Genomic DNA, 23,044 nt, shown 5'->3' on the forward strand with positions numbered 1-23,044 from the left:
TCAGGCATCGAGCATCTTGAAAACTTCTTCTTCGTCAATCAGGAGGTCGGGATTGTCCTGATATTTTTTTATTCGCGCACTCACCTCATTCATCTGCGCCCGGGTAACGACAAAGTCCTCATCCGTTTCCTTCACCAAATCAATGGCATTAACTTTCTCCAAATCTTCGATCAGGGATGCTGCATAATCTTTTTTAATTCTTATATGATATGTCACGGCCATAACGAGTGTGTTTTAAGGTTGTCGCTTATCAAAGATAAATAGCTGAGAGCAGATTTTTGCTCAGTTTAGAAAATCATTATTCCATCAACGTCACCAATATTCTCGTTTAATATACTTAAAGCCATTCAACACTATTTTCTGCCGTTTAAATAATGCATGCAACATGGGGTGCCTTGCGGTTATCATTGGTAAAAATCTTTAAAACTTTTTACTCAATAGTAACCTTCAAGAGCCATGAGAAACGTGATGAAAACAATTGCCGCCGCAGCCTTCGCAATCCTAGTAATAAGCAATAATGTGTCCGCCTCACCGCGCGTTGAACCCAAAGCAGAATGCAAAAACAATTCCTGCGAAAAGTTTAAAATAGGAATGTACAGAGTGCGAAACTCGGTTTCAATGAATTTGCTGATGGAAAAAACAAAGGGCGAACGGGTTGCTATTCGCTTAATGGACTCAAAAGGCAAAGTGCTGCACGAAGAATATGTTCCGAAATACCTGAGCAAATTTGGTCGCAAGCTGAATTTTCAGGAAATCAGAGATGGCGTTTACACGCTCGAGGTTTCTAATGATTATGAGAAAATCGTCAAGAGCATTTACCTGGCTACCAACGACATCAGGGAAGTCGAACGGACTTTGGTAGGGACAAATTGAGAGTCACGGAAACGACAAATTAAGGTTCAAAAGTGATACGTTACGGGTTTGCTGCCGCAGCATTCCTGTAACGTTTTTATTTTCAGCCCTCAACACTTTTTTCGATTCTTGGCGAAAGGTTCGCAAATAGTAAATCATAAGTGATTTTAGCCCAAATCAAAATGCATGGGACAGCTTTCACTACGTAAGGTTTCATCCATTCGTTTCTGATAAATCTGGGAAAAAGATCGGTAGGGGACAATGCTGTGAAGACAAATGCGAGCACCAGAAGGACATAATTTTCAGGCTTCTGTTTTTGTCCGTAATACCAAAGCGCAACGCCGGTAATAGCAATAATAAACGTAGGCGATTCGGCCCGGTGGTTGAAAATAACCACCCAGATCATGATCGACGCCAGAACCAGCATTCGGAATGTAAAATTGCCATATTGCTTTATTCTCAAAAGCGGAAAGCAGAATAAAATTGCTCCTGCTAAACTTACATAGGTTTTATTCACATCCAACTTAAACCAGGTTTTCAGCCAGCCGATCACCGAAAGGCCGTCTGAAATGGAATGGTCATTGGCCAGGAGATTTGCCCAGCTTTTGTATAAAAACAAAAACTGATCAACGTTAACGACCAGCAGCGGCAATGCTGTAAAGAGGATCGCCCATGCAGCAGTGGTGTATGTGAGCTTAAATTTATTCGGATATAGAAGGAATAAAGCCAATCCTACGATCCCGAACAGCTTTATGAAAATCGTGGAAACAAGACAAAAGGATGCTAACCAATATTTTCCTCTTTCCAGAAAGCCGAATGTGAACAGAAATAATCCGGCTATCAAGGCATTGCTTTGCTCATTTTGCACAGATGTGAGCAATTCAACGATCACAAAAACAAGGATTAAGCCTTTGGTGCGAACGTCGAGGCGAGGCAAATAATAGACTGAATAAAATAGAACTGCGGCATTCAAAATGTTCCATAGCGATAACCCGAGCACGTCAGGCAAGATCGCTAAAACGCCAAAAACCAGTGCAAATGCCGGGCTATACTTGAACAAATCGCCCTGTTCTTCCACAAACGGATCGTAAAGATCCTTGGATTCAATGAGGTGAAAAAAGGATTGCTTGAAGATAATGTAATTGTTATAGGTCGTATAAAGCCTTCCTCCCTCAACAAAACTCTTCATCGCCCCAAAATACGATTGCAGACTAGCAAAGATCGCCACTCCGAGAAACAGGATCAGCAGATATTTTTGATTAACTAAAAAACGGTTTACAGCACGCATCACTCGCAGGAAATATCTTTTATTCTGATTTTGAGTCAAAACTAGGGATAAATCAGGGTTTCTGCGTCAATTCTTCACATAACCCAGCGATTTCAACCATCCTTCCATCGCCGCTGGCCAGTTTGCCAGGGAACCCTTTCCTTCGGTTCGCATGCCGTAGCCGTGGCCGCCTTTTGGGTACAAATGCATTTCTGCGGGGATTTTTTGCTTTTTGAGGGCTAGGTAATAGGCAATGCTGTTTTCTGGTGGCACGCCGGTGTCATCCATGGCATGTACTAGGAATGCGGGAGGCGTTTCGGCGCTCACTTGCAATTCGTTAGAGTAATATTTGATCAATTCATCTGATTTCTCAGCGCCTAAAAGATTATCGCGTGAGCCGCCGTGAGCGAGTTCAGGTGTCAGGGAAATGACAGGATAAATTAAAATAGAGAAATTCGGTTTGCCATCTGGTGAAGCCTTTTCACCCTTATTGAAATGCGTCGATAATGTTGCTGCAAGGTGACCGCCTGCCGAAAAGCCCATTACGCCGATTTTGTTTACATCAATGTTCCACTTCCCAGCGCTTTGTCTGATCAGTTTCATCGCCTGCATGGCGTCCATCAAGGGCACTTCATGCTGGTGTGTCATTGTTTTTTCACTGGGCAGCCTGTATTTCAGTACAAAAGCCGAGATTCCACGGTCATTAAACCATTTGGCAAAATCACTTCCTTCATGCGAAGCAGCCAGAATTCCATAACCTCCGCCCGGGCAGATCATGACCGCCGCACCAGTCGATTTTTCTTTTGGAACAATAAAAGCAGTGAGTGTAGGAATCGAAACGCCGCTGATCCTTAGAATGTTACTGGTGTCTGTTACTGACTTTTCTTCAACTGAATTTGCTTTGAAATTGGGGATTTTGCCTTCCGGCCACAAATTAATCACTTCATTTTGAGCCATGGATTTATCAGGTGTAGCATATAAGGCCAATGCAACCAGGAGACCAGTTAGTTTTTTCATCGATTGAATTTTCTAACAATAAGACGGTCTGCAAGCTAATATACCATGTGTTACAAGTGGAAAAAGTGATTATGGTTTTGCCGGATTGATCATGATATGTGCCCTGTGCGTTCCCGGATCCATAATCCAGGGCATTCCCGGAACGTCCGGTTTGAGCGGCAAACCTGTGCTTTCAGCTGTTGCGAATGGAATGTAGACCACGTAACGCAGGTAACCGTTTTTCAAGTCGCCACTGGCAGTGTCATAATTATCTTTGGAGCCGGACAGTGCAAAAAGCGTGGACGATTGCTTCGGCATCATCAGTTTCCCATCTTTCACTTCCTTTTCGCGGATGTCAAAAATTTCCTTCGGGTTTTTGCCTTCTTTGGCCAGCACACGGCCTCTTTCCATAAATGCATCAAGCCCAGAAAAATAACAGGAAACGTTGATATCATCTTTTTTCGGATCGTCGGCAATGCAAACCATATCATTGTTCCCGGCGCGAAGCACTTTAAAAGAACCGTCGGCAGCATAGCCATAGACTTTGGCGCCTTCACGTTTTTCAGCGGGGGCAGCCATGACAGCGGTTTTGATTTGAATTTCGGGATATAAAACATTGGTTTGTCCCATTGCCTGCGCGGCCAGCAATAAGGAAATGGCGGAAAAAAAAGTCTTGCTCATGGTAGTAAATGACAGGTGGTTTGCCTCTTATATGCTTAAAATTAGTAATCTTTAATTTAAGATTTGCACAAATCTGCTTTCGCATTACAGACTGTAATTAATAAACCCCATGAACTTAAAAAAAACGCTGACGCTGTTGCCGGCGGGATGTCTGATGGCAAGCCTGATGATCGCTTCTTACCAGCACGTTAACCCAAGCACTTTTCCAAGTTCAAAGCTAGACAGCCTATATAAAGATCTCACGGACGCTCAAAAACGTTCTCCAAAATACGCAGTAGCAGGCCTTTCAGTAACAAACGGACTGGAAGCAACGCTTTTTGCCTCAGAACCGACCATTACCAATCCTACCAACATTGATGTCGATCATTTGGGACGGGTTTGGGTTTGCGAAGCTTATAATTACCGTCCAGCGATCAATGGTAATCCTATAAAAAACGAAGGTGACCGCATTCTGATCATGGAGGACACCGATGGCGATGGTAAATCGGATAAAACAACCGTTTTTTATCAGGGAAAAGAGATCAATTCTCCGCTGGGGATCTGGGTAATGGGCAATCGTGTGGTGGTTTCTCAAAGTCCTTATGTGTGGCTTTTTACAGATGAAAATAATGATGGGAAGGCTGATAAAAAGGAAGTCATTTTCGAAGGTGTAGGCGGGGAACAGCACGACCATGGCATGCACGCATTCATTTTCGGGCCTGATGGAAAATTGTATTTCAATTTTGGAAACGAAGGCGGGCATTTGTTGGATGGAAAAGGAAATCCGGTAATTGGAAAAGATGGCCAGCCCATCGACTTCAAAAAACTAAAACAGGGAATGGTGTTCCGCTGCGATCCTGATTTCAAGAATATTGAAGTTTTGGGGAATAATTTCCGGAACAATTATGAAGTGGCAGTGGATAGTTACGGCACTATGTGGCAGTCAGACAATGATGATGACGGAAACAAGGGCGTGCGGATCAATTACGTGATGCAATATGGTAATTACGGCTACACAGATGAGGTTACGGGCGCTGGCTGGCGTGCAAACCGTACTAATATGGAGGATTCAATTCCCTATCGCCACTGGCATTTGAATGATCCGGGCGTGGTCCCAAACTTACTGCAAACAGGCTCTGGATCTCCTACGGGAATGGTTATCTATGAAGGCGCTCTTTTGCCTAAGGAATTCCAAAATCAAATGATCCATTGCGAGCCAGGCCATAATGTGGTTCGTTCCTATCCCGTCCAAAAATCTGGCGCTGGTTATACGGCCAAAATCGTGAATGTGGTTGATGGCAAAAGAGATCAATGGTTCCGGCCTTCCGACGTTTGCGTAGCGCCCGATGGCTCCCTCATTGTTTCCGACTGGTATGATCCGGGAGTAGGCGGGCACCAGGCGGGCGACCAGAACAGAGGAAGATTATACAGGATCGCGCCTGCAAACTCGCCTTACAAAGTTCCAAAAGCAGATTTAACAACAGCTAATGGAGCAGTATCAGCGCTGCAAAGTCCTAACCTTTCCGTCCGTTACCAGGCCTGGATGGCGTTGAATCAAATGGGCGAAAAGGCGATTCCATCATTAGAAAAGCTGTTTAAAGATAAAAAAGCAAACGACCGGATGCGCGCGAGAGCGTTATGGTTACTAAGCAAATGGCCGGCTTCCGGCAAGAAGAATATTGATATAGCCATCAAGGACGCTAATCCAGATATGCGCATTGCTGCGTTGCGTGCTGCGAGTGAGTTGAAAGATGTGGATATTACCAATTACATTGGTTTATTGGTCAAAGACGCCGAGCCGCAGGTAAGAAGAGAATGTGCACTGATCCTGCATCATAACAAATCACCGAAAGCTCCGGCATTGTGGGCAGAACTTGCATTGCAATACGATGGCAAGGACCGCTGGTATCTGGAAGCACTCGGAATTGGCGCTGACGAGCAGTGGGATACGTTTTTTAAAGCCTGGCAGGCAAAAGCAGGAGCTAATGCAACTGTAACGCAGGCTGGAAAAGACATCGTGTGGCGTTCACGCGGTAAGGAATCTGTTCCCTTACTTGCTTCACTAGCAGGTGATTCAAAAACGGATTTGAAAAGCAGGCTGCGCTATTTCCGCGCATTTGATTTTAACCCGGCCGCAAACGAAAAATCAATGGCGCTTTTGCAGATCATGAAAGGGAATTCTCCGGAACAAGCGCAGGTGAACGAACTGGCACTACGCCATTTGGATCCGGCATTTGTAAAGCAAAATGCAGAAGCAATGGCCTCGCTAAAAAAATTGCTCGATTCATCATTTGGAACACCAGCTTATCTTGAATTGGTAAGTAAATATGAATTGGAATCGGAAAACGCCAGATTGCTGGATATGGCAATAAGCCAGGCTGCAACCAGAACAGGACCGGCCGCTGCGATGCAGCTCATGAAACAAGGCGGCGGCAAAATGGTTTGGGACGTTATAAAGGGTTCTGATGTAGCGAAAAGCGAAGGAATTACATCCGCATTACGAGGCGTGGGAAGCAAGGAATCGTTGGAAATTCTTCAAACTGTTGCATTGGACGATAAATATCCAGCCGGTTTGCGGACTATCGCCGCACGTTCTTTGGGTGGAACAATGAATGGCGAGGACCAGGTTTTAGCACTGTTAAAGGAAGGCAAGCTAAGCGGTGAACAAAAAGCCGCGGCTGTAAAAGGATTAAGCGGCGCGTGGAGAAAATCAGTAAAACTCGAAGCAGCCAAATACACGGACGGAGCAACAGTAGCAGCCGCAAAACACCCACAAGTGAAGGAACTGATCGGAATGAAGGGTGATTTGTCCAAAGGAAAGCAAGTTTTTACATCCTATTGCTCGGTTTGCCATCAGGTGAATGGCGAAGGAATGGATTTCGGTCCAAAACTTTCGGAAATCGGAAGTAAGCTGCCAAAAGAAGCTCAGTACTCAGCGATTTTCGAGCCAAGCGCCGGAATTGGCTTTGGTTATGAGGGCTTTGAAGTAACATTAAGGGACGGCTCAACCGTTTCGGGCATTGTCGCCAGCAAAACCGAAACCGACCTGATCCTGAAATTTCCGGGCGGCTCAACCCAGGAATACAAAATGTCCCAGGTAAAATCGATCAAACAACTTAACGACTCCATGATGCCCGCAGGCTTGCAGGACGCCATGAGTACGGAGGAACTGGTTAGCTTGGTTGATTATTTGAGTAATTTGAAGAAGAAGTAAGTTGCTGGATATGAACTTGGTTTGCAGAATGAAATTTTCTTAAATTTGATTTATGACAACAATCAAAATAGAAATAGAACAAGACAATGATGTTTCGCTCCTGACAAGGGTTCTGACTGACCTTGGCTTCAAATTTATTTTGGAGAATGAGGAATTAGAGTCCGGCGAACTCAGTGAACGGGAAATGATTGGAATTAATGCAGGTCTTAAAGATGTGCGGGAAGGTCGTGTTTTTAGTCAGAAATACGCCCAAAGCCGCATCGAAGACAAAATTTCGCAACTTCGGGTGAAGTATGGAAGTTAGTCGGAATTTAGAATGGTCGGAACGGGCTATTTTGGATTATGAAAACTTAGTTGAGTATTTATTCTTTAAATGGGGAGAGTCTATCACCCTAAAAGTGCTATCCGAAATCGACTACCAAATCAGCAGAGTTGCAAAATATCCAGAGCAATTCCCGATAGTTAATAAGCCAAACGAAATTCGAAGGTGCGTCGCTTCTCCTCAAACTTCAATATTCTTTGTTGTGAAACCACAAAGCATATATCTCCTTTCCATTTTTGACAATCGTCTGGATCCCGATAAGCATCCTGGTTAGGAAGTAAAACTAGTTAGCAATAAATCCTCCTTTCTTTTCAAACTTCATTTCTTAATTCAGGAAACATAAGGTATTTTTATACGTTATTTGAGTAACCTGCATCATCAAATTTTGTTTTGAAACAATTCAATTTTACTAAGTCTGCATTACTAATTGCAGTTAATACCGTTCTCCTCCACTTCTGCGGTTTTTGTCAACTTTCTGATTCATTAGTAGTTACCAATCCTGATAGCCTATACGCTACGCTGTCAGAACCCGAAAAAAGATTTTCCCGAAATGCAGTCCTCGGACTTAAAGTGGCCGAAGGTCTGGAGGCTTCATTGTTTGCTTCAGAACCGGACGTAATTAACCCGATCAACATTGATGTGGACCACCGCGGCAGGGTTTGGGCTTGTGAAGCTTATAATTACCGGCCTGCTGTTAATGGCAAATCGGAGCTCGGACAGGGCGACCGCATCGTGATCATGGAAGATAAGGACGGTGATGGAAAGTCGGATGTTACCAAAGTTTTCTATCAGGGGCCTGAGCTCAATGCTCCTTTGGGAATTTGGGTGATGGGCAACAAAGCTGTTGTTTCGCAAAGTCCATATGTGTGGCTTTTTACGGATACAAATGGCGATGACAAGGCAGATAAGAAAGAGATTTTGTTCAAAGGGATCGGCGGCTCGCAAAGTGACGCTGGAATTCATGCCTTCGTTTTCGGGCCGGACGGGAAATTTTATTTTAACTTCGGTAACGCCGGAAGACAGCTTGTTGACGGCCAGGACAGGCCATTACTCGATAAATATGAAAGGCCAATTGATTTCAGACAATTCAAACAAGGTGTCGTTTTCAGATGCGATCAGGATTTTACCAAAGTTGAGATATTAGCAGAGAATTTCCGGATTGGTTTTGAAGTTGCCGTTGATAGTTTTGGAACAATGTGGCAGTCGGACCAGGAAGAGCCCGGCAATGGTGGCGACAGGGTTTCGTATGTGATGGAAAACGGGAATTTTGGTTATATCGATGAAATGACCGGAGCCAGCTGGCGTCTGAACCGCACCAATCTGGAAGACGAGATCCCGCGCAGGCATTGGCATCAGAATGACCCGGGCGTTGTACCAAATCTCATTGAAACAGGATCTGGTTTTCCAATGGGCATCACGGTGTATGAGGGCAATTTGCTGCCACGACGTTATTGGGAGCAGGTTTTGCTTGCAGACGCCGGCCAGCAAAACGTAAGCGGATTTCCCGTGGTTAATGACGGCGCCGGATACAAGTCAACGGGCATCCTTCCCATCGTGGAAGGAACGCGTGACAAGTGGTTCAGGCCGAGTGATGTGTGCGTAGCGCCAGATGGTTCACTGATCATCTCCGACTGGTATGATCCGATCATTGGTTCGCATAAAATGAAAGACAGGAGCCGTGGAAGGATATTCCGTGTTGCTCCGACAGGAGTTGCTTATAAAATTCCTGTTTTTGACCTGACGATTCCTGAACAAGCTGTAAAAGCACTGCAAAGCCCCAATTTATCAATGCGCTACATGGCTTGGAATGCCTGCGTAAAGCATGGCTGGCAGGCTGAACCTTACCTGGAAGAGCTTTTCCGCTCGATAAGCGTAAGTCCGCGAATAAGAGCGCGCGCATTATGGGTTCTAAACCGGATCGAAGGATTTAACTACAGAAGCCTCGACATTGCATTCAGGGAGATGAACCCGAATTTACGGATAACAGCATTGCGTGCTGTAAGGCAGCGTAACAGTGATCCTACGGAATATATCAAGCGCCTCACCGCCGACCCCGATCCGCAAGTACGAAGAGAATGTGCGCTTGCAATCAATCATAACCATACTTACGAGGCATTAGACGTATGGCTGCAACTTGCGAAGCAATACAAAGGCAATGACCGCTGGTCGGTCGAAGCATTGAGCATTGGCGCTTATGACCAGTGGGAGCGGATCTTTCCTGCGTGGCTGGCCCGTGCCGGTGCTAATCCGGTTGGGACAAGCGCCGGTAAAGACATTGTGTGGCTGGCAAGAACTCGTCAGGCCATTCCATATCTGACAGCGGCGGCTTCGGATACAAGTGTTAGCTTCAAAAGCAGGCTGCGTTATTTCCGGGCATTTGACTTTTTCCACGCGGGCTATGAAAAATCGCAGGCGTTGCTGAATGTAATGACCGTGAATTCATCTGATCGCATTGAGGTAAGCAAACTTGCATTGCTGCATTTGGATAAATCCTTTGTAACCAATTCACAACAGGGATTAACAGCATTGAACAAGTTGCTGGACGAAACTTACGGCACCGAACATTATATCGATCTGATGACGCGCTATGAGCTCGAATCGGAAATGGACAGGTTGTTTAAAATGGCTTTGGACAAATCGGATGAGGTCGTTGGTCGCGATGCGGGCGCATTGTTACTTGAACAGGCGGGCATTTCTTATGTTACGCAAAAGCTTGCCGGGCTCAACGAAGCTAAGAAATCGTCGCTTTTGGCCTCTATACAAACAGTAGGAAGTCCGGAGTCTGTTTATTTGCTCAGGAACACTGCTTTGGATCCCAACGAGCCGGCTTCGGTCCGTAAAAATGCCGCCAAATATCTTGGGGCCAGCTGGCCTGGTGAAGAAGCTGTGGTGAAATTGCTTCGCGAGGACCGGGTTACCGGCGATGTAAAAGAAGCTGCTCTGCTAGGTGTGAAAAATGCATTTAGAGAAGAGATTAAGGTGCAACTGTCGCCTTATTTGCCTCAGCCCAAAGATGAAAAACTTGCTGAGCCATCGAAACCAGAAAGTAAAAAAGAGAAGAAAAGAAGACGCAGGAGCAGCTAGAAATACAAGTTTCAAGCGGGATTTGCGGTATATTTAATTGCGCTGCATCTTTACATTTCTAAACAAAACTTAAAGAAATATGCTCCGCAGAAATTTTGTAAAATCTTCCCTTGGTCTGGCTGGTGCAGCAATTGCAGCAGGAGATGCTTTCGCGACCGCGCCAACGGCTAAAAATAAATTCAAGCTTAAATACGCGTCCCACTTCGGCATGTTTCAGAACAGCGCCGGGAAAGATGTGATTGATCAGCTGAAATTTATGGCTGACCAGGGTTTTATGGCGATCGAAGATAATGGTATGATGGGCAGGCCGGTGGAGCAGCAGGAAGCCATTGCCAAAGAAATGACCCGACTAGGTATGCAAATGGGCGTTTTTGTAGTGGATAAAGGTGGGAACGGAGCCAACACATTAGCAGCAGGCAAGCAGGAATACATTGATATTTTCTTAAATGGCTGCAAAAAAGCAGTGGAAGTCGCCAAGCGTGTTAATGCCAAATGGATGACCGTTGTTCCTGGTGATTTTGAAAGAAATTTGCCAATAGGCGTGCAAACCGGGCATGTGATCGACGCGTTGCGCAGAGGGTCGGAAATCCTTGAACCACACGGTTTGGTAATGGTTTTGGAGCCGCTAAGCGACTCTCCGAACCTCTTCCTGAGAACTTCTGACCAGACTTATGAGATATGTCGCGGAGTGAACAGCAAGTCGTGCAAGATCCTTTACGACATTTACCATATGCAGAAAAATGAAGGACGCTTGCTTTACAACATTGACAGAACGTGGAGTGAAATTGATTATTTCCAGATAGGGGATGAGCCGGGCCGTAAAGAGCCGACGACAGGAGAAATCAATTATAAAAATATTTTCAAATACATTTACGACCGCAGCAAAAAAGAAAACAAATCCTTCATTATGGGCATGGAGCACGGCAATTTTTCGCCGGGTAAGGAGGGTGAAGAGGCGCTGATTAAGGCTTATGTGGAAAGTGACAGCTTTACAATCTAATGTCTTAAAGAGCGATTTCCAACGCAATATTTTATAAAACAAAACACCGGAGAGTAGCAAAACTTCCGGTGTTTTTTTGTGCCCGAAGGCAATAGTAGATTACAATACGACAACCGAGTTTTCAGCAGTTGCGTCAACGCCAGCAGCTACGTATTTGTCTGCTGCCCAGTCATTTTCCCATTTCGCGTCGTCAAGAATGTAACGGAACTGATATTCACCGGAAGCCAATTCAAGGCTAGCTTTGAACGAACCGTCTTTTTGCTTTTTCAAAGCGATTGCTTCCTCAGGGTTCCATCCGTTGAACTCGCCAACCAATGCAACTTTTTTTGCTTCAACTGCTGCTTCCGCAGGAACTGTAAATGTTACTTTATAAAGGGATTTACTCTTTACAAATTGTTTCGTTAATGCCATGATTATGTAGTGTTAAATAGTTGATGCGACAAATATACAATCAAAAATTATTCAAATCAATGAATATCAATATTATATAGGAATTTGATCTTCGAATAATCATAATTAAACGACTAACTGCTTTTTCTTATTTCAATTTAGTGTCAGTGATAAAATGTACTGATTAACAGGGGTATGGTCTTTTTAGGGTAAATCTTTTCATTCTTCGCTTCATTAAACAGCAGCGAGAAAATTTATTTTAAAAATACTAAAACCGAAGGATCATGAACATTTCACTGGAGCAAGCAGAAGCTATTATTGATGCAGCGAAGTTAAAAGCGGCAGAACTCGATACGAAAATGAATATCTGCGTAGTAGACACGGGAGCGAACATTGTAGCATTTGCACGCATGGATGGAGCCTGGCTGGGATCCGCTGATATAGCGCAGAAAAAGGCTAAAACGGCGGTCTGGTTCACCATGGACACCGCTGCTTTGAGTCCGCTCGTACAGCCGGGAGAGCCGCTTTTCAATATTGAGCATTCAAACGGAGGGCTTATCACGTTTCCCGGTGGTGTTGTTATCAAAAATTCCGGAGGTGATATGATTGGTGCAATCGGTGTTAGTGGCAGCACTGTTGACAATGATCATGAGGTCGCAGCGGCGGGCGCAGCATCTTTATAACATTGCGTCCCGGTCAAACCGCTGGCTGGGACTTATTTTTATCAGCGTAATGTATATCGCATGCCGAGAAAGCCCCTGATGCCCTGATTTGGTGCAAAAACATAGGAGGGGTCGAATGTCAGACGGTAAGGATTATCGGGTGTTGCGATCACCTGACCGTTATCGTCAAACTTTACATTCTTATCAAACGGGTCATTTGAACGTGCGATGGAATTGGCGGGTGGCGTGAAATTTAAAAGGTTTTTCACACCGCCATAAATTTCCAGACCATTATCAAATTTTTTCGTGACCTGTATATTTTGTAACGACCAAACCGGCGAAATCCTTGCGCGTGGATCCTCTTCGCTCAGCACAGGAAGCCGCATAGGACCATAAATGTTCCCCGTGTAATCGAAGGAAATGCCTGACTTTTGAAGCTCATAGGAAACAGACCAGACGCCAGTGTATTTTTCAGTGAGCACCGGGCGAAAACGGACACCGTTCTCCTTCTGAAAATTTTCCATATAAGTGGCTCCGGCAATGATTTTCAACGGGAAAGGAAAGTTGAAATCGAGGTTCAGGTTAACGCCCTTTGAAACCGCATAACCGTCCAGATTGTCGTAAATGATCTCGTTGGGATTGGTGTCATAATCGGGCAGGATCCTGTTTGTAAAGTGCGTATAGAAAACCGAAGCATCGAAGCCGATGAAAGAATTTCCTGTCACGATCTTTTTGACATAATTGATATTCACATTCCAGCTTTGTTCAGGATTGAGCGCTTCCTTCAAAATAACCTGCCGCGAACCGGTTAATGCTGCGTGATCCTCGGTAAACAGGTTCACGATCCTGAAACCACGGCCAATGTTTAGCCTTACCACGTCGGTCGGGTTGAATTTGTATTTGTAAGCGAGTCGCGGCGTAAAAATGCTTCCGTGGCGGCTGTTATAGTCATATCGGGCACCCAGCAACAGCGAATGTGCGCCCGCCTTAATCTCGTCCTGCACGAAAATCCCAGGCAGCAAAATCTTGTCCGGATGATCTTTACCGTCCAGAAACCTGGTTGCAGTGGTGTTATCATTGTAAAACGTGTAGCGGAATGGCGTTCCAAAAAGCAGGTTATGTCTGCCAATTTCCTTGTCCCATAAAAGCTGCGCAAAGGCTATCTTCTGATCCGCATTGAAAACCACATTGCCATATGTTGAATTTTGATTGTGGGAACTGAAAGAATATTGCAAAGTCACTTTTTCAGACATGGGAAGCTGGTAATTTCCCAAAACTTCAAATCGCTTTGTGTAAATGCTTTCCCCGTAAACTTCCGTTCCGCCGCGATATGTTTTGTTCCAGTTCATTTCCCCGCCCCACCGGTCTTCGTAATAGTAACGTGCCGCAATATTGGCCTGGCGATTGTTTTTTCGGTTAAATGACCATTTGTTAAAAACAGAGATCCGGTTTTGCAATGTCAGATCTGTGAAGCCGTCCTTATTGTTGTCGATTGGATTTTGATAATTGAAATAACTCACACCCAGCAGCGAGCTTGCCTTGGATCCGGCTGTAAACTTCACGCCCAAGTCCACATTATAATCCAGCCAGGAAGTGCTGAAAGCATCCGCAGAAAATATAGGAGCTTTGGAAGGATTTTTTGTGATAATGTTGATTAAACCACCTACTGCTTCGGAGCCGTAAAGTGTTGAAGCAGGACCTTTTACAATTTCAACCCGCTCGATCAGGCTATTGGGGATTCCGGATAAGCCGTAAACCGTAGAAAGCCCGCTGACCATGGGCATACCATCAATGAGAACCATGGTGTAAGGTCCCTCGAGTCCGTTAATGTGAATGTCGCCCGTGCTGCACACATTGCAATTAAGCTGAGGACGCACGCCATTGACGTAGCTAAGGCCTTCGAAAATGCTGGGAACGGGGTTTTTGTATATGAATTTGGCGGTGATAATGTCAACCGGAACGGGACTGTCGAGTTTTGAAACTTCTTTCATTGTGCCGGTAACCACGACTTCTTCCAGAGAATTAGCGCCGGATTTCAGAACAAAGTCACGTATCACGTCTTTTTCAATCCGCACATTCTTTTCAGTAATGGATGGCATAGAGATGAAGCTCACCCGAATTGAATAGTTTCCGTTTGGAATGCCAGCTATTTTATAATGTCCAAGCGAGTCAGCCGTTGCTCCGGTTTTTAACTCATTAATATAAATCGAGGCACCATATGCTGCGTCGCTACCCTCTTCCAGTATCACCTTTCCCGAAAGCGTATGTTGCGCCATAACTGGAAAGCTGAGTGTGCATAACATTGTTAGTATGAGTAGCTTCATATATACTTAATCTTATATTTAATTTATCCTTAATATTAATTTAGACAAATCTAAAAATATAACTTGACAAACAACAATTTATAATTCGATTAATAAAAAAAATGTTTTGGAAACTATCCGCATACTACTTTTAGTTAGACATGTTCATGAATAACCCATCATAACTATGCTGAAAAAATTTTTGAAACCGATTAAATTGCCGGCATCGGCCGACTGGGGCGTGCTGATTTTGAGGGTAGGAATTTCATTGCTCATGCTCACACATGGCTATGCCAAACTGCAAAACCTTTTAAAAGGGGACCATTCATTTGCTGATCCCATCGGGATTGGAGAGGAGTTATCGCTTTATCTGACAATTGGCGCAGAGTTCGTCTGCTCAATTTTGGTGATTCTCGGGCTGTTTACCAGAGCGGCACTTATTCCGTTGATCATAACTATGGCAGTCGTTTCGTTCATTGTACACGGCGCAGATCCGCTGGCTGATAAAGAACACGCACTGTCATTCCTTATCGTGTATGTAACGTTGTTTCTGACCGGCCCGGGGAAAATGTCTGTGGATAGTGGTCTTTACAGATAAATGAAAAAGGCGTTTCCAGAACCGGAAACGCCTTTTTCTATGCTATTGTGACCATTGCGTTGGAGAGCGGTCCCAGCGGTGTTCTTTCAGTTTTTCTGCCAATTGAGGATCCAGTAGTTTGCCGTCGCTTGCGGAAACATTGGATCGCACGTGAGGCAACTTACGCATGCCCGGGATCGTGGTGTGCACGTCCGGATTGTTCAATATAAACCTTAATGCCAGCTCGGGCATCGTCATTCCTTCTGGAATATCTGCTTTCAAAGCTTCGGCGTGGTCTACGCTTGAACTCAGGTTCTCAGGCACGAAGTATGTTGAACGCCAGTCGTCGGCGGGGAATGTTGTTTCCTTGGTCAATGTGCCTGTTAATGTTCCTTCATCAAATGGAACGCGGGAAATAACGCCGATATCGAGTTTTTTGCAAAGCGGGAACAGATTATCTTCCGGTGCCTGGTCAAAAATATTATAGATAACCTGAACAGCGTCTATCAAACCCGTTTCGAGCGTTTTTAGCACATTATCCGGCTCCCAGCGGTTTACGCTGATGCCCCAACGCTCCACTTTTCCTTCCTGCGTAAGCTTTTGTATGGCTTCTTTCCACTCATCTTCCTGTGCCCAGCTGTCTTCCCACACATGGAATTGAAGCAGATCAATGCGTTCCGTGCCCAGGTTTTGAAGACTTTTCTCTGTGTATTCAACAATGTAATCCGCAGGGAAAACATCTTTTAAAGAGGAACCCGGCTTAGATGGCCATTGGCGGTTTTTTGGTGGGATTTTGGTGGCAGCATATAATTTGCGGTCGGGATAACGGCGGATCAGATCGCCGAGAATGCGCTCGCTCAGGCCTTCGCCATAACCCCAGGCAGTGTCAAAAAAATTAACGCCCGATTCAACTGCCAGATTAAGCGAGTCATCTGTTTCCTTACGGTCGGAGCCGGTCCAGCCTGCAAGTCCCCACATTCCATAACCTATTTCGCTGATCTGCCAGCCACTACGCCCAAAACGACGGTTTTGCATTGTTAAGTAAATTTAGTGTTCGTGGATTAAAGCCCGGGATTGCATCTTTTTAATGTATTACAAATACATTTGTAAGATTTTAAGTTCATAAAAATCTCCGATAACGTTCTTCAATTAAACTGATAAGTGAGACACAAAGGGTTGATGGTAAATGCATTGTTGATGACAATAAAAAGAATTGCCGGAATTGTCCTGATCCTCAGCATTTCCGGTTGGGTCAATGAAGATGAACCTTCTGAAAAAATAAAAGATTACTCCGCTGCATTCAACCAGATCCAGCTGGACATCCGGGACAATGTAATCTCGCCCGACTCGGGCCGGCTGGCTTTCCGCACGGTGATGCAGCAGCTAAGAAGTGAATTCCAAAGGGACACCTGTCGCGTGATTGATTCGTCTTATTTTGTTTATCCGGTTAAAGGTTACACCCCACGCGAATCCATAGGCGGCCGGGGAAGAGGTTACCGGGGCGATGGTTTCGATTTATTTGATAACAATGTAAAAGGAAGCCATCCAGCTCACGATCTTTTCATCAAGGATAAGGATCAGGATAATCTGGACGACCGGACTTGGAAGGCCGTTGATGTGCTTGCCTTTACATCGGGAATTGTCATTGCGACGGAAACGGGCTGGAAATATAACAGCGAATTCCGGGGCGGAAACTGGATATGGATTTACGATCCCTGCCTCGACGGCCTTTTTTACTACGCACATAATAACATGATCGAAGTGCAGCCCGGGCAGTGGGTGAATGCTGGTGATAAAATCGCGGAAATGGGCCGCTCCGGTTATAATGCTTATCAAAAACGCTCTCCAACGCACCTGCACCTGATGTATCTGCAACTGGATGAGTATGCCATGCCGGTGCCCGTCAACACGTATGAATGGTTGCTTATGGGAGCGGTGAAGGATGGTTTCGTTTTGTAATGATTGGGATTGATGCTATTAATTAATAAATTGTAGCTCACTCAATTACTATTCCTATAAACCATTTTTTATGAACAACCGCCGGTCCTTTTTCCGAAAGAGCGCGGCCATTGGCTTTGGTGCCTTTGGTCTTAACAGTCTTTATAACGAACTGCACGCCGAAGGTTTCAGCGAAGCCGAAAAGCTCTGGAATGACAACAGTGCAGATAATGAGGATTACTGGTCGGTGATCCAGGACGCTTACACGGCGAGCAAAAGTGACATTATTATCCTCAACAACGGCGGCGTCTCGCCTTCGCCAATAGCGGTGCAGGAAGCTCTGGAAAAATACAACAAAGCCGCTGCGCAGGGACCTTCTTACTACATGTGGCGGATTATAGATAAAGGCCGTGAGCCGCTCCGGCAGCGTTTAGCCAAACTCGCGGGCTGCGATGCAGAAGAAATAGCGATCAACCGGAACGCCACGGAAGCGCTAAACACCATTATTTTTGGTTTGCCGCTCGAAAAAGGCGACGAAATCATCGGCACCATTCAGGACTATCCAAATATGATCCAGGCCTGGAAGCAGAGGGAAATGCGGGATGGGTTGGTTTACAAACAGTTATCATTTGATTTTCCGATTGAAAACGACGATCAGATCGTAAAAGCATTCGCTGATGCCGTCACGCCAAAGACTAAGATCATTCACGTGACGCACATTATCAACTGGGTGGGTCAGATTATGCCGGTGAAAAAGATCTGCGATATGGCGCATAGCAAAGGCATTGAAGTAGTTGTGGATGGTGCGCATACATTTGGTTTGCTGGACTATAAAATTCCGGACCTGGATTGCGATTACTTTGGCACGAGCCTGCATAAGTTTCTGAGCGCGCCCGTAGGAAGCGGGATGATGTGGATCAAGAAAGAGAAAATTGAGAAAATATGGCCGCTGCTATGCAACAGCCAGCCTAAAAGCAAGGATATCCGCAAGTTTGAAACATTAGGAACGCGCAGTTTTTGCATAGAACAGGCCATAGGTGAAGCCATTAATTTTCAGGAAGGAATCGGTTCCAAAAGAAAGCAGGAACGGGTGCATTATCTGAAAAAATACTGGGCAGAAAAAGCATTGCAGATCCCCGGCGTGAAGATCCATACATCCCTGAAACCCGAATATTCCTGCGCCATAGCCGGTGTGAGCATTGACGGCATGAAGCCCGAAGAACTGGATAGCAAACTGATGAAAGATTACCAGATCCACACGGTGGGTATTAATTGGGGAAATATTCATTGTGTGCGGGTTACGCCTCATGTGTTTACCAAAATCAGTGATCTTGATAAACTCGTCGGAGCACTGGAAAAGATTGCGAAGAAAGCCTGATAACTTTTATAAAAGATTATTTTGAAGAGCATAACCGGCGCCTGCGAAGGTTGGTTATGCTTTTTTATTTTATAGTATAAATGACATTAAACCGTTTATAGTAGATAAGGATTTTAAAGTCGGTAAATTCAACCATTCGAACGAATTACGCTTTTGCATGGAGCCTTAAATCTTTATTTTTGATATCATCAGCTTAAAAACCTAATCAAATGACGCAGTTACGAAAGGGTTCTTTCCTCAAAAGGGCCAAAGACATAAGCATCAGCAGCGCGTTGGCCATCACCATATTATCGTCCGGAATCGGAATGATAGGATGCGGTTCCAATGAAGACGAAGAAGCTTACAGTTACGAAGAAACCAGCTACTCCAAAGGCATCCGCTCGCATATTAAAGAAGTTAAGCCCGGAGAATTCAAGATCACAGACGAAGAAAGCGTCGACGCAGACAAGTCCGTCGCCATTGTCACTTACCTCGATGGGCACACCGATTCGCTGAGCACAAGCGCTGCCAAAGCATTGATCGACGATGAAATCCGTAATAACCAGTCTTCCGTGGGGCACCACAGCGGCCTGTCCACCATGCTTTTGTACGGAGGAATGGGTTATATGCTTGGAAGAAGCTCCAACAATGCCTACATGAACAACTATCGTGGAAACGGCAGTGCGGCCAGAGGATTTTACAGCGACCCGAATGTATACAACAAATCACAAATTGCTGTGCAGCAAGCCAATGCTTCCCGCACCACCCGCATGGTGACTTCCCGTCCAAAAGGCGGCAGAAATGGTTTCTTCGGACGTTCCGCTGGCAGAAGCGGAGGTTAAAATTACAGATCATGATTAAACTGAAATCGCTTCCCAACCACCCCGAAAAAGGGCTTCAAAATGTAGGCTGGGACTGGATGCTGGGCGCCGACACGGCTCCCTACGTGGTGAGTGACGTCGTAGTCGTTAACGAAGAGCAGGCTGTTCAATATTATGAAGCAGCCGGAACACTCTATGAAATGCTGGTTGAGGCCGGGCAGTATGCCATTGATAATCAGCTTTATAAGGAAATGGGCATTCCCGAAAACCTCAGAGAACTGATTGAGCTTTCCTGGCAGGACGACCGCCACATCCATTTATATGGCCGTTTCGACCTCGCCGGCGGGATTGATGGCGAACCTGTTAAGCTGATCGAGTTCAATGCAGATACGGCGACTTGTATTCCCGAAACTGCGGTCGTACAATGGGCGCATTTGCGAATGAACGGGCTGGATGAATCGCAGCAGTTTAACACCCTTTACGAGACATTAGTAAACCAATTTCGTTACCTCAAAGAGGCCAATAACGACCTGGACGCATCCATTTTGTTCTCCACCATGCGCGGTTACCCGGAAGACGACACCAATGTTGCATTGCTGACCGAAGCAGCGCGCGAGGCCGGATTTGACACGGATTTCGCTTATGTAGAGGAAGTTGAGTTTTCCAATGGTGAAGGCATTTTCAAGATGGTCCCCGATTCCAATGACTTTCTTCGCTTTGATTTTTGGTTCAAGCTCATACCGTGGGAATACATCGGCAATGATGAGCCGGAGCTGGCCGTAATGCTCACGGAAATTGTTAAAAACCGCAAAGCCGTAATTCTCAATCCGGCATATACGCTTTTATTTCAGTCAAAATACATTCTTAAAGTATTGTGGGACCTTTATCCATATCACCCGTTGTTATTGCAAACCGAGCGATATGCATTGCCTCATAAAAAATCAGTGCGAAAAGTACTTTTTGGTCGTGAAGGAGCCAATGTGTCGATCCTCGAAAAGGGAGGAGAAGTGTTAGAGACCGTCGAAGGAGAGTATGATAATCAGGCAAAGATTTATCAGGAATATCTGGATTTCCCTACCGATGGTGCAGGAAATTCGTATCAGGCTGGCGTCTTCTATGCAGGTGAGGCCTGTGCCCTGGGTTTTCGCCGTGGCGGGAAAATTCTCGACAATAAAGCACAATTTGTAGGGCATCTGGTTGACTAATCCGCTGAAAGTGACCGCACACTAACTGAGACGACCGTTTGCTCATCTTTTTAGGAAAAAATCATTTTGTCTGGCAAAGTTTGTAATGCTGTTGATGTATAACCACGTCAACCCATTCCGAAAATTCTTAAACAAAGCCAGTCATGATACACGAGAAAATTTTTCAGTTAAAAAGCGGACGAGAAGTCAAAGTCATAGTAAAAGGTTACTTTCTGCACGACAATCCGCAACGCAGCACCGAATACGAAATATTGATCAGGGAACCGAAGGAAAAATATTTTCGCGCACCAATCGGCATCAATCATCCGCAGTTTTGGAAATTGAAGCGACTGGGGCCTCAGCAAGCGAAGTTGCTAGTCTTGGAATACAGTGGGATTTCCCAGAGGCAGGTAAATCAGGCAGTTAATGAATTTAATGCTGTATTGAGTTTCCCGGCAGCCCACATAGGTCTGCAATTTGAAAGGGAGTTGGTATAAACACTCAATCACTTTTTATGGTTTGCAAAAAAGGACCACCACAGTTTCGGTGCAAATCAATTTCTCTTCGGATTTTCACTTATAAAGCGGGCAAATAACTATCATTTCAAATGAAGTTGTTTCGTCCGCTTTTATACATTCAAGGCCTGCTACAATTAAACTAAGCATTAGGACAGATTTTGTTTTAAATTCAGCCTTTTCGCAAAATAGTCGGGCTGTAAATGAAAAACTCAAAAGTTGTTGTTCTGATTGCCGGACTCCTTCTAATTGGATTGGTTCTCCTTTTTTTAAAGAGCTCTTTTTTTTCAAATGCCCCGTCAATGGATAGCAGAGAACCCAATTTCAGCGAGCCGGTTGTCGGTATTTTCGACAGGAACAATCAATTTCCTGATCTCGGTTCCGACTCTTTTACGCACGTTTCCTGCCAGCTCGATAAGTCTGTTGATAAGCAAAAGTTGAAAAAGCTGGTTTCAGACTTTGGCAATGCCCAAAATTTGCTGATCACGGTTGAGATGCCGGGCAGGAAGGCAGCTGCGACATCCGAAAATGTGCTTAGCGAGGTTTTGGATGGCGATTACGACGCAAAAATTGATGCATTTTGCGAAGCATTAAAAGTGTCCGGAAAAAAGGTCTATGTGCGCTGGAATCCTGAAATGGAAGTTCCGGTAAAAATTTATCCCTGGCAATATCAGGCTCCTGCGGACTACATTAAAGCTTTCAATCATTTTGCCAAACAAGCAAAAAAGGCTTTTCCCGGTATTCAGATCGTTTGGGGAGCAGCGGGTTACCCGGGAGCGGACGAATACTATCCCGGGAGCGAAAACGTGGACTTCATGACGATCATGCTCAATGGCAAGTCTGAAAAAGAGTCAACAGCATTTCCTGATGTGAAAGATTTGTATACAAACTTGAAACGCAAGATACAGAGAATGCGGGTGGCCGATAAGCCCATCCTGGTGCTCGCAGCAGGTGATTTGCAAAAAGACGAGGATCTTAAAACACAACTTACAAAGGCAATCAACGAAACAAAGAAGGAAGCGGTCATTTTGTATTCCGACTTCGATAATGGTAACGCTCTGGCGAACAATGCAAGGACTTCGAAGCCACTTGTCGGTGTTTACGATCCCAAAGAGATAATTGTAAAATCCGGGCTGGTGGGTGTCGAGCACATTTTTGTGGATTTAGGGAGTGTGCAGAGCGGACAGTTTGAGCAAGGGTTAAATGCGATTGCTGCACGCAAGCACGATGCAATCGTTAGCATTGAACCCTGGCGGGACAACAAGTCACGTAAAGATTCGAGTGTCCTTCTGAATGTCATCAACGGCGTTTACGATGCAGAGTTCAGTGAGATTTACCGTGTTATTGGCAATAGTAAGCAGACAGTGTATCTGAGGTTTGCACACGAAATGGAAATCCCTATTCATCGCTATGCCTGGCAAAGCCAGGATCCGGTGCTTTACATTAAGGCTTTTCGGTATTTTATGGATTTTAATAAATCAAATGGAAAAAATATTAAAAAGGTCTGGGGTCCCGCTGGAGACCGTGGCTCTATGGAATGGTGGCCCGGTGCAAAGTATGTTGACTACGTCAGTATCGCCATTTACGGGTTGCCTGATAAAGGCATTACGGACCCCGAGAAGCAAGAATCATTTGAATCCATATATAATCGAAAGAATCACCGGATGCGCTTCACTGGCAAGCCAATTTTTGTGACCGAATTCGGGGTGAAGGGGCGGGAGGAATATCAGGCAAAATGGATGAAAAATGCGGCACGCGTTATCAATACGCACAAAGAGATTTTCGGAGTTTGTTATTTTAATCTTGAAGATAACCCAAAAGTCTGGGGGGACATTCCAGCACCTGATTGGAGCCTTAGCAAAGCGACTTTCAGCGGTTTTGTGGATGCATTACAGGAGTAAC

20 protein-coding genes are annotated in these 23,044 nt (G+C 45.1%); 13 read left to right on the forward strand and 7 right to left on the reverse strand.

Translation table 11 applies throughout. From position 1 onward, the window contains the following. On the reverse strand, window positions 1–222 hold the full coding sequence (locus tag B5X68_RS17025) for a hypothetical protein (RefSeq protein ID WP_082215955.1): 222 nt from the start codon (window positions 220–222) through the stop codon (window positions 1–3). 408 nt (window positions 223–630) lie between these two features. On the opposite strand from B5X68_RS17025, the gene B5X68_RS29250 reads away from it, so the two are divergent. Continuing rightward, window positions 631–873, forward strand: coding sequence for a T9SS type A sorting domain-containing protein (locus tag B5X68_RS29250; protein WP_229208456.1), 243 nt, complete (start codon window positions 631–633; stop codon window positions 871–873). Window positions 874–955: 82 nt separating this feature from the next. Here B5X68_RS29250 and B5X68_RS17035 read toward each other — a convergent pair whose 3' ends face one another. The 3 genes from B5X68_RS17035 to B5X68_RS17045 all read right to left on the reverse strand — a co-directional run bounded on the left by B5X68_RS17035 (window position 956) and on the right by B5X68_RS17045 (window position 3,796). Then, a complete protein-coding gene (locus tag B5X68_RS17035) occupies window positions 956–2,140 on the reverse strand; it encodes a glycosyltransferase family 87 protein (RefSeq protein WP_082215957.1) in 1,185 nt (394 codons plus the stop codon). A 66-nt stretch (window positions 2,141–2,206) separates the two neighbouring features. Next, complete coding sequence (locus tag B5X68_RS17040; RefSeq protein WP_082215958.1) at window positions 2,207–3,136, reverse strand: alpha/beta hydrolase; 930 nt, start codon at window positions 3,134–3,136, stop codon at window positions 2,207–2,209. Window positions 3,137–3,205: 69 nt separating this feature from the next. Then, on the reverse strand, window positions 3,206–3,796 hold the full coding sequence (locus B5X68_RS17045) for a hypothetical protein (protein ID WP_082215959.1): 591 nt from the start codon (window positions 3,794–3,796) through the stop codon (window positions 3,206–3,208). 109 nt (window positions 3,797–3,905) lie between these two features. Between B5X68_RS17045 and B5X68_RS17050 the strand changes: the two genes are divergently transcribed. The 4 genes from B5X68_RS17050 (at window position 3,906) to B5X68_RS17070 (ending at window position 11,395) form a co-directional block, all read left to right on the forward strand. Next, on the forward strand, window positions 3,906–6,989 hold the full coding sequence (locus B5X68_RS17050; RefSeq protein WP_082215960.1) for a PVC-type heme-binding CxxCH protein: 3,084 nt from the start codon (window positions 3,906–3,908) through the stop codon (window positions 6,987–6,989). A gap of 52 nt (window positions 6,990–7,041) precedes the next feature. Then, window positions 7,042–7,293: a hypothetical protein gene (locus tag B5X68_RS17055; protein WP_082215961.1), complete on the forward strand. Its 252-nt coding sequence runs from the start codon at window positions 7,042–7,044 to the stop codon at window positions 7,291–7,293. A 408-nt stretch (window positions 7,294–7,701) separates the two neighbouring features. Next, window positions 7,702–10,395, forward strand: a complete 2,694-nt coding sequence (locus B5X68_RS17065) for a PVC-type heme-binding CxxCH protein (protein ID WP_229208457.1) — start codon at window positions 7,702–7,704, stop codon at window positions 10,393–10,395. A gap of 79 nt (window positions 10,396–10,474) precedes the next feature. Then, window positions 10,475–11,395: a hydroxypyruvate isomerase family protein gene (locus B5X68_RS17070; RefSeq protein ID WP_082215963.1), complete on the forward strand. Its 921-nt coding sequence runs from the start codon at window positions 10,475–10,477 to the stop codon at window positions 11,393–11,395. Window positions 11,396–11,494: 99 nt separating this feature from the next. On the opposite strand, the gene B5X68_RS17075 is transcribed toward B5X68_RS17070, so the two are convergent. Next, entirely contained in the window at window positions 11,495–11,806 is a 312-nt protein-coding gene (locus tag B5X68_RS17075) for an isoamylase early set domain-containing protein (RefSeq protein ID WP_082215964.1), read from the reverse strand. 263 nt (window positions 11,807–12,069) lie between these two features. Here B5X68_RS17075 and B5X68_RS17080 point away from each other — a divergent pair, with 263 nt between their 5' ends. Then, window positions 12,070–12,468, forward strand: a complete 399-nt coding sequence (locus tag B5X68_RS17080) for a GlcG/HbpS family heme-binding protein (protein WP_082215965.1) — start codon at window positions 12,070–12,072, stop codon at window positions 12,466–12,468. Window positions 12,469–12,509: 41 nt separating this feature from the next. On the opposite strand, the gene B5X68_RS17085 is transcribed toward B5X68_RS17080, so the two are convergent. Then, window positions 12,510–14,771 (reverse strand): TonB-dependent receptor, encoded by a 2,262-nt coding sequence (locus B5X68_RS17085; RefSeq protein WP_082215966.1) that lies wholly within the window; start codon window positions 14,769–14,771, stop codon window positions 12,510–12,512. 166 nt (window positions 14,772–14,937) lie between these two features. Here B5X68_RS17085 and B5X68_RS17090 point away from each other — a divergent pair, with 166 nt between their 5' ends. Next, window positions 14,938–15,348: a DoxX family protein gene (locus B5X68_RS17090; protein ID WP_082215967.1), complete on the forward strand. Its 411-nt coding sequence runs from the start codon at window positions 14,938–14,940 to the stop codon at window positions 15,346–15,348. Between the two features lie 42 nt (window positions 15,349–15,390). Here B5X68_RS17090 and B5X68_RS17095 read toward each other — a convergent pair whose 3' ends face one another. Continuing rightward, entirely contained in the window at window positions 15,391–16,362 is a 972-nt protein-coding gene (locus tag B5X68_RS17095; RefSeq protein ID WP_082215968.1) for an aldo/keto reductase, read from the reverse strand. A 162-nt stretch (window positions 16,363–16,524) separates the two neighbouring features. On the opposite strand from B5X68_RS17095, the gene B5X68_RS17100 reads away from it, so the two are divergent. From B5X68_RS17100 to B5X68_RS17125, 6 genes are all read left to right on the forward strand, one after another. Further along, on the forward strand, window positions 16,525–17,286 hold the full coding sequence (locus B5X68_RS17100; protein ID WP_082216161.1) for a M23 family metallopeptidase: 762 nt from the start codon (window positions 16,525–16,527) through the stop codon (window positions 17,284–17,286). Window positions 17,287–17,356: 70 nt separating this feature from the next. Then, the gene (locus B5X68_RS17105) at window positions 17,357–18,643 is read left to right on the forward strand and encodes an aminotransferase class V-fold PLP-dependent enzyme (protein WP_082215969.1); all 1,287 of its coding nucleotides are present in this window, start codon (window positions 17,357–17,359) and stop codon (window positions 18,641–18,643) included. Between the two features lie 209 nt (window positions 18,644–18,852). Next, entirely contained in the window at window positions 18,853–19,464 is a 612-nt protein-coding gene (locus tag B5X68_RS17110) for a Cj0371 family chemotaxis-regulating polar lipoprotein (protein WP_082215970.1), read from the forward strand. Window positions 19,465–19,475: 11 nt separating this feature from the next. Beyond that, window positions 19,476–20,648 (forward strand): glutathionylspermidine synthase family protein, encoded by a 1,173-nt coding sequence (locus B5X68_RS17115; protein WP_082215971.1) that lies wholly within the window; start codon window positions 19,476–19,478, stop codon window positions 20,646–20,648. 143 nt (window positions 20,649–20,791) lie between these two features. Beyond that, a complete protein-coding gene (locus B5X68_RS17120; RefSeq protein WP_082215972.1) occupies window positions 20,792–21,124 on the forward strand; it encodes a hypothetical protein in 333 nt (110 codons plus the stop codon). Between the two features lie 320 nt (window positions 21,125–21,444). After that, window positions 21,445–23,043, forward strand: coding sequence for a glycoside hydrolase family 26 protein (locus B5X68_RS17125; protein ID WP_141110326.1), 1,599 nt, complete (start codon window positions 21,445–21,447; stop codon window positions 23,041–23,043). Window position 23,044: the final 1 nt, after the last annotated feature.

Origin of the sequence: Dyadobacter psychrophilus, from assembly GCF_900167945.1 — a bacterium.
Lineage (GTDB): Bacteria > Bacteroidota > Bacteroidia > Cytophagales > Spirosomataceae > Dyadobacter > Dyadobacter psychrophilus.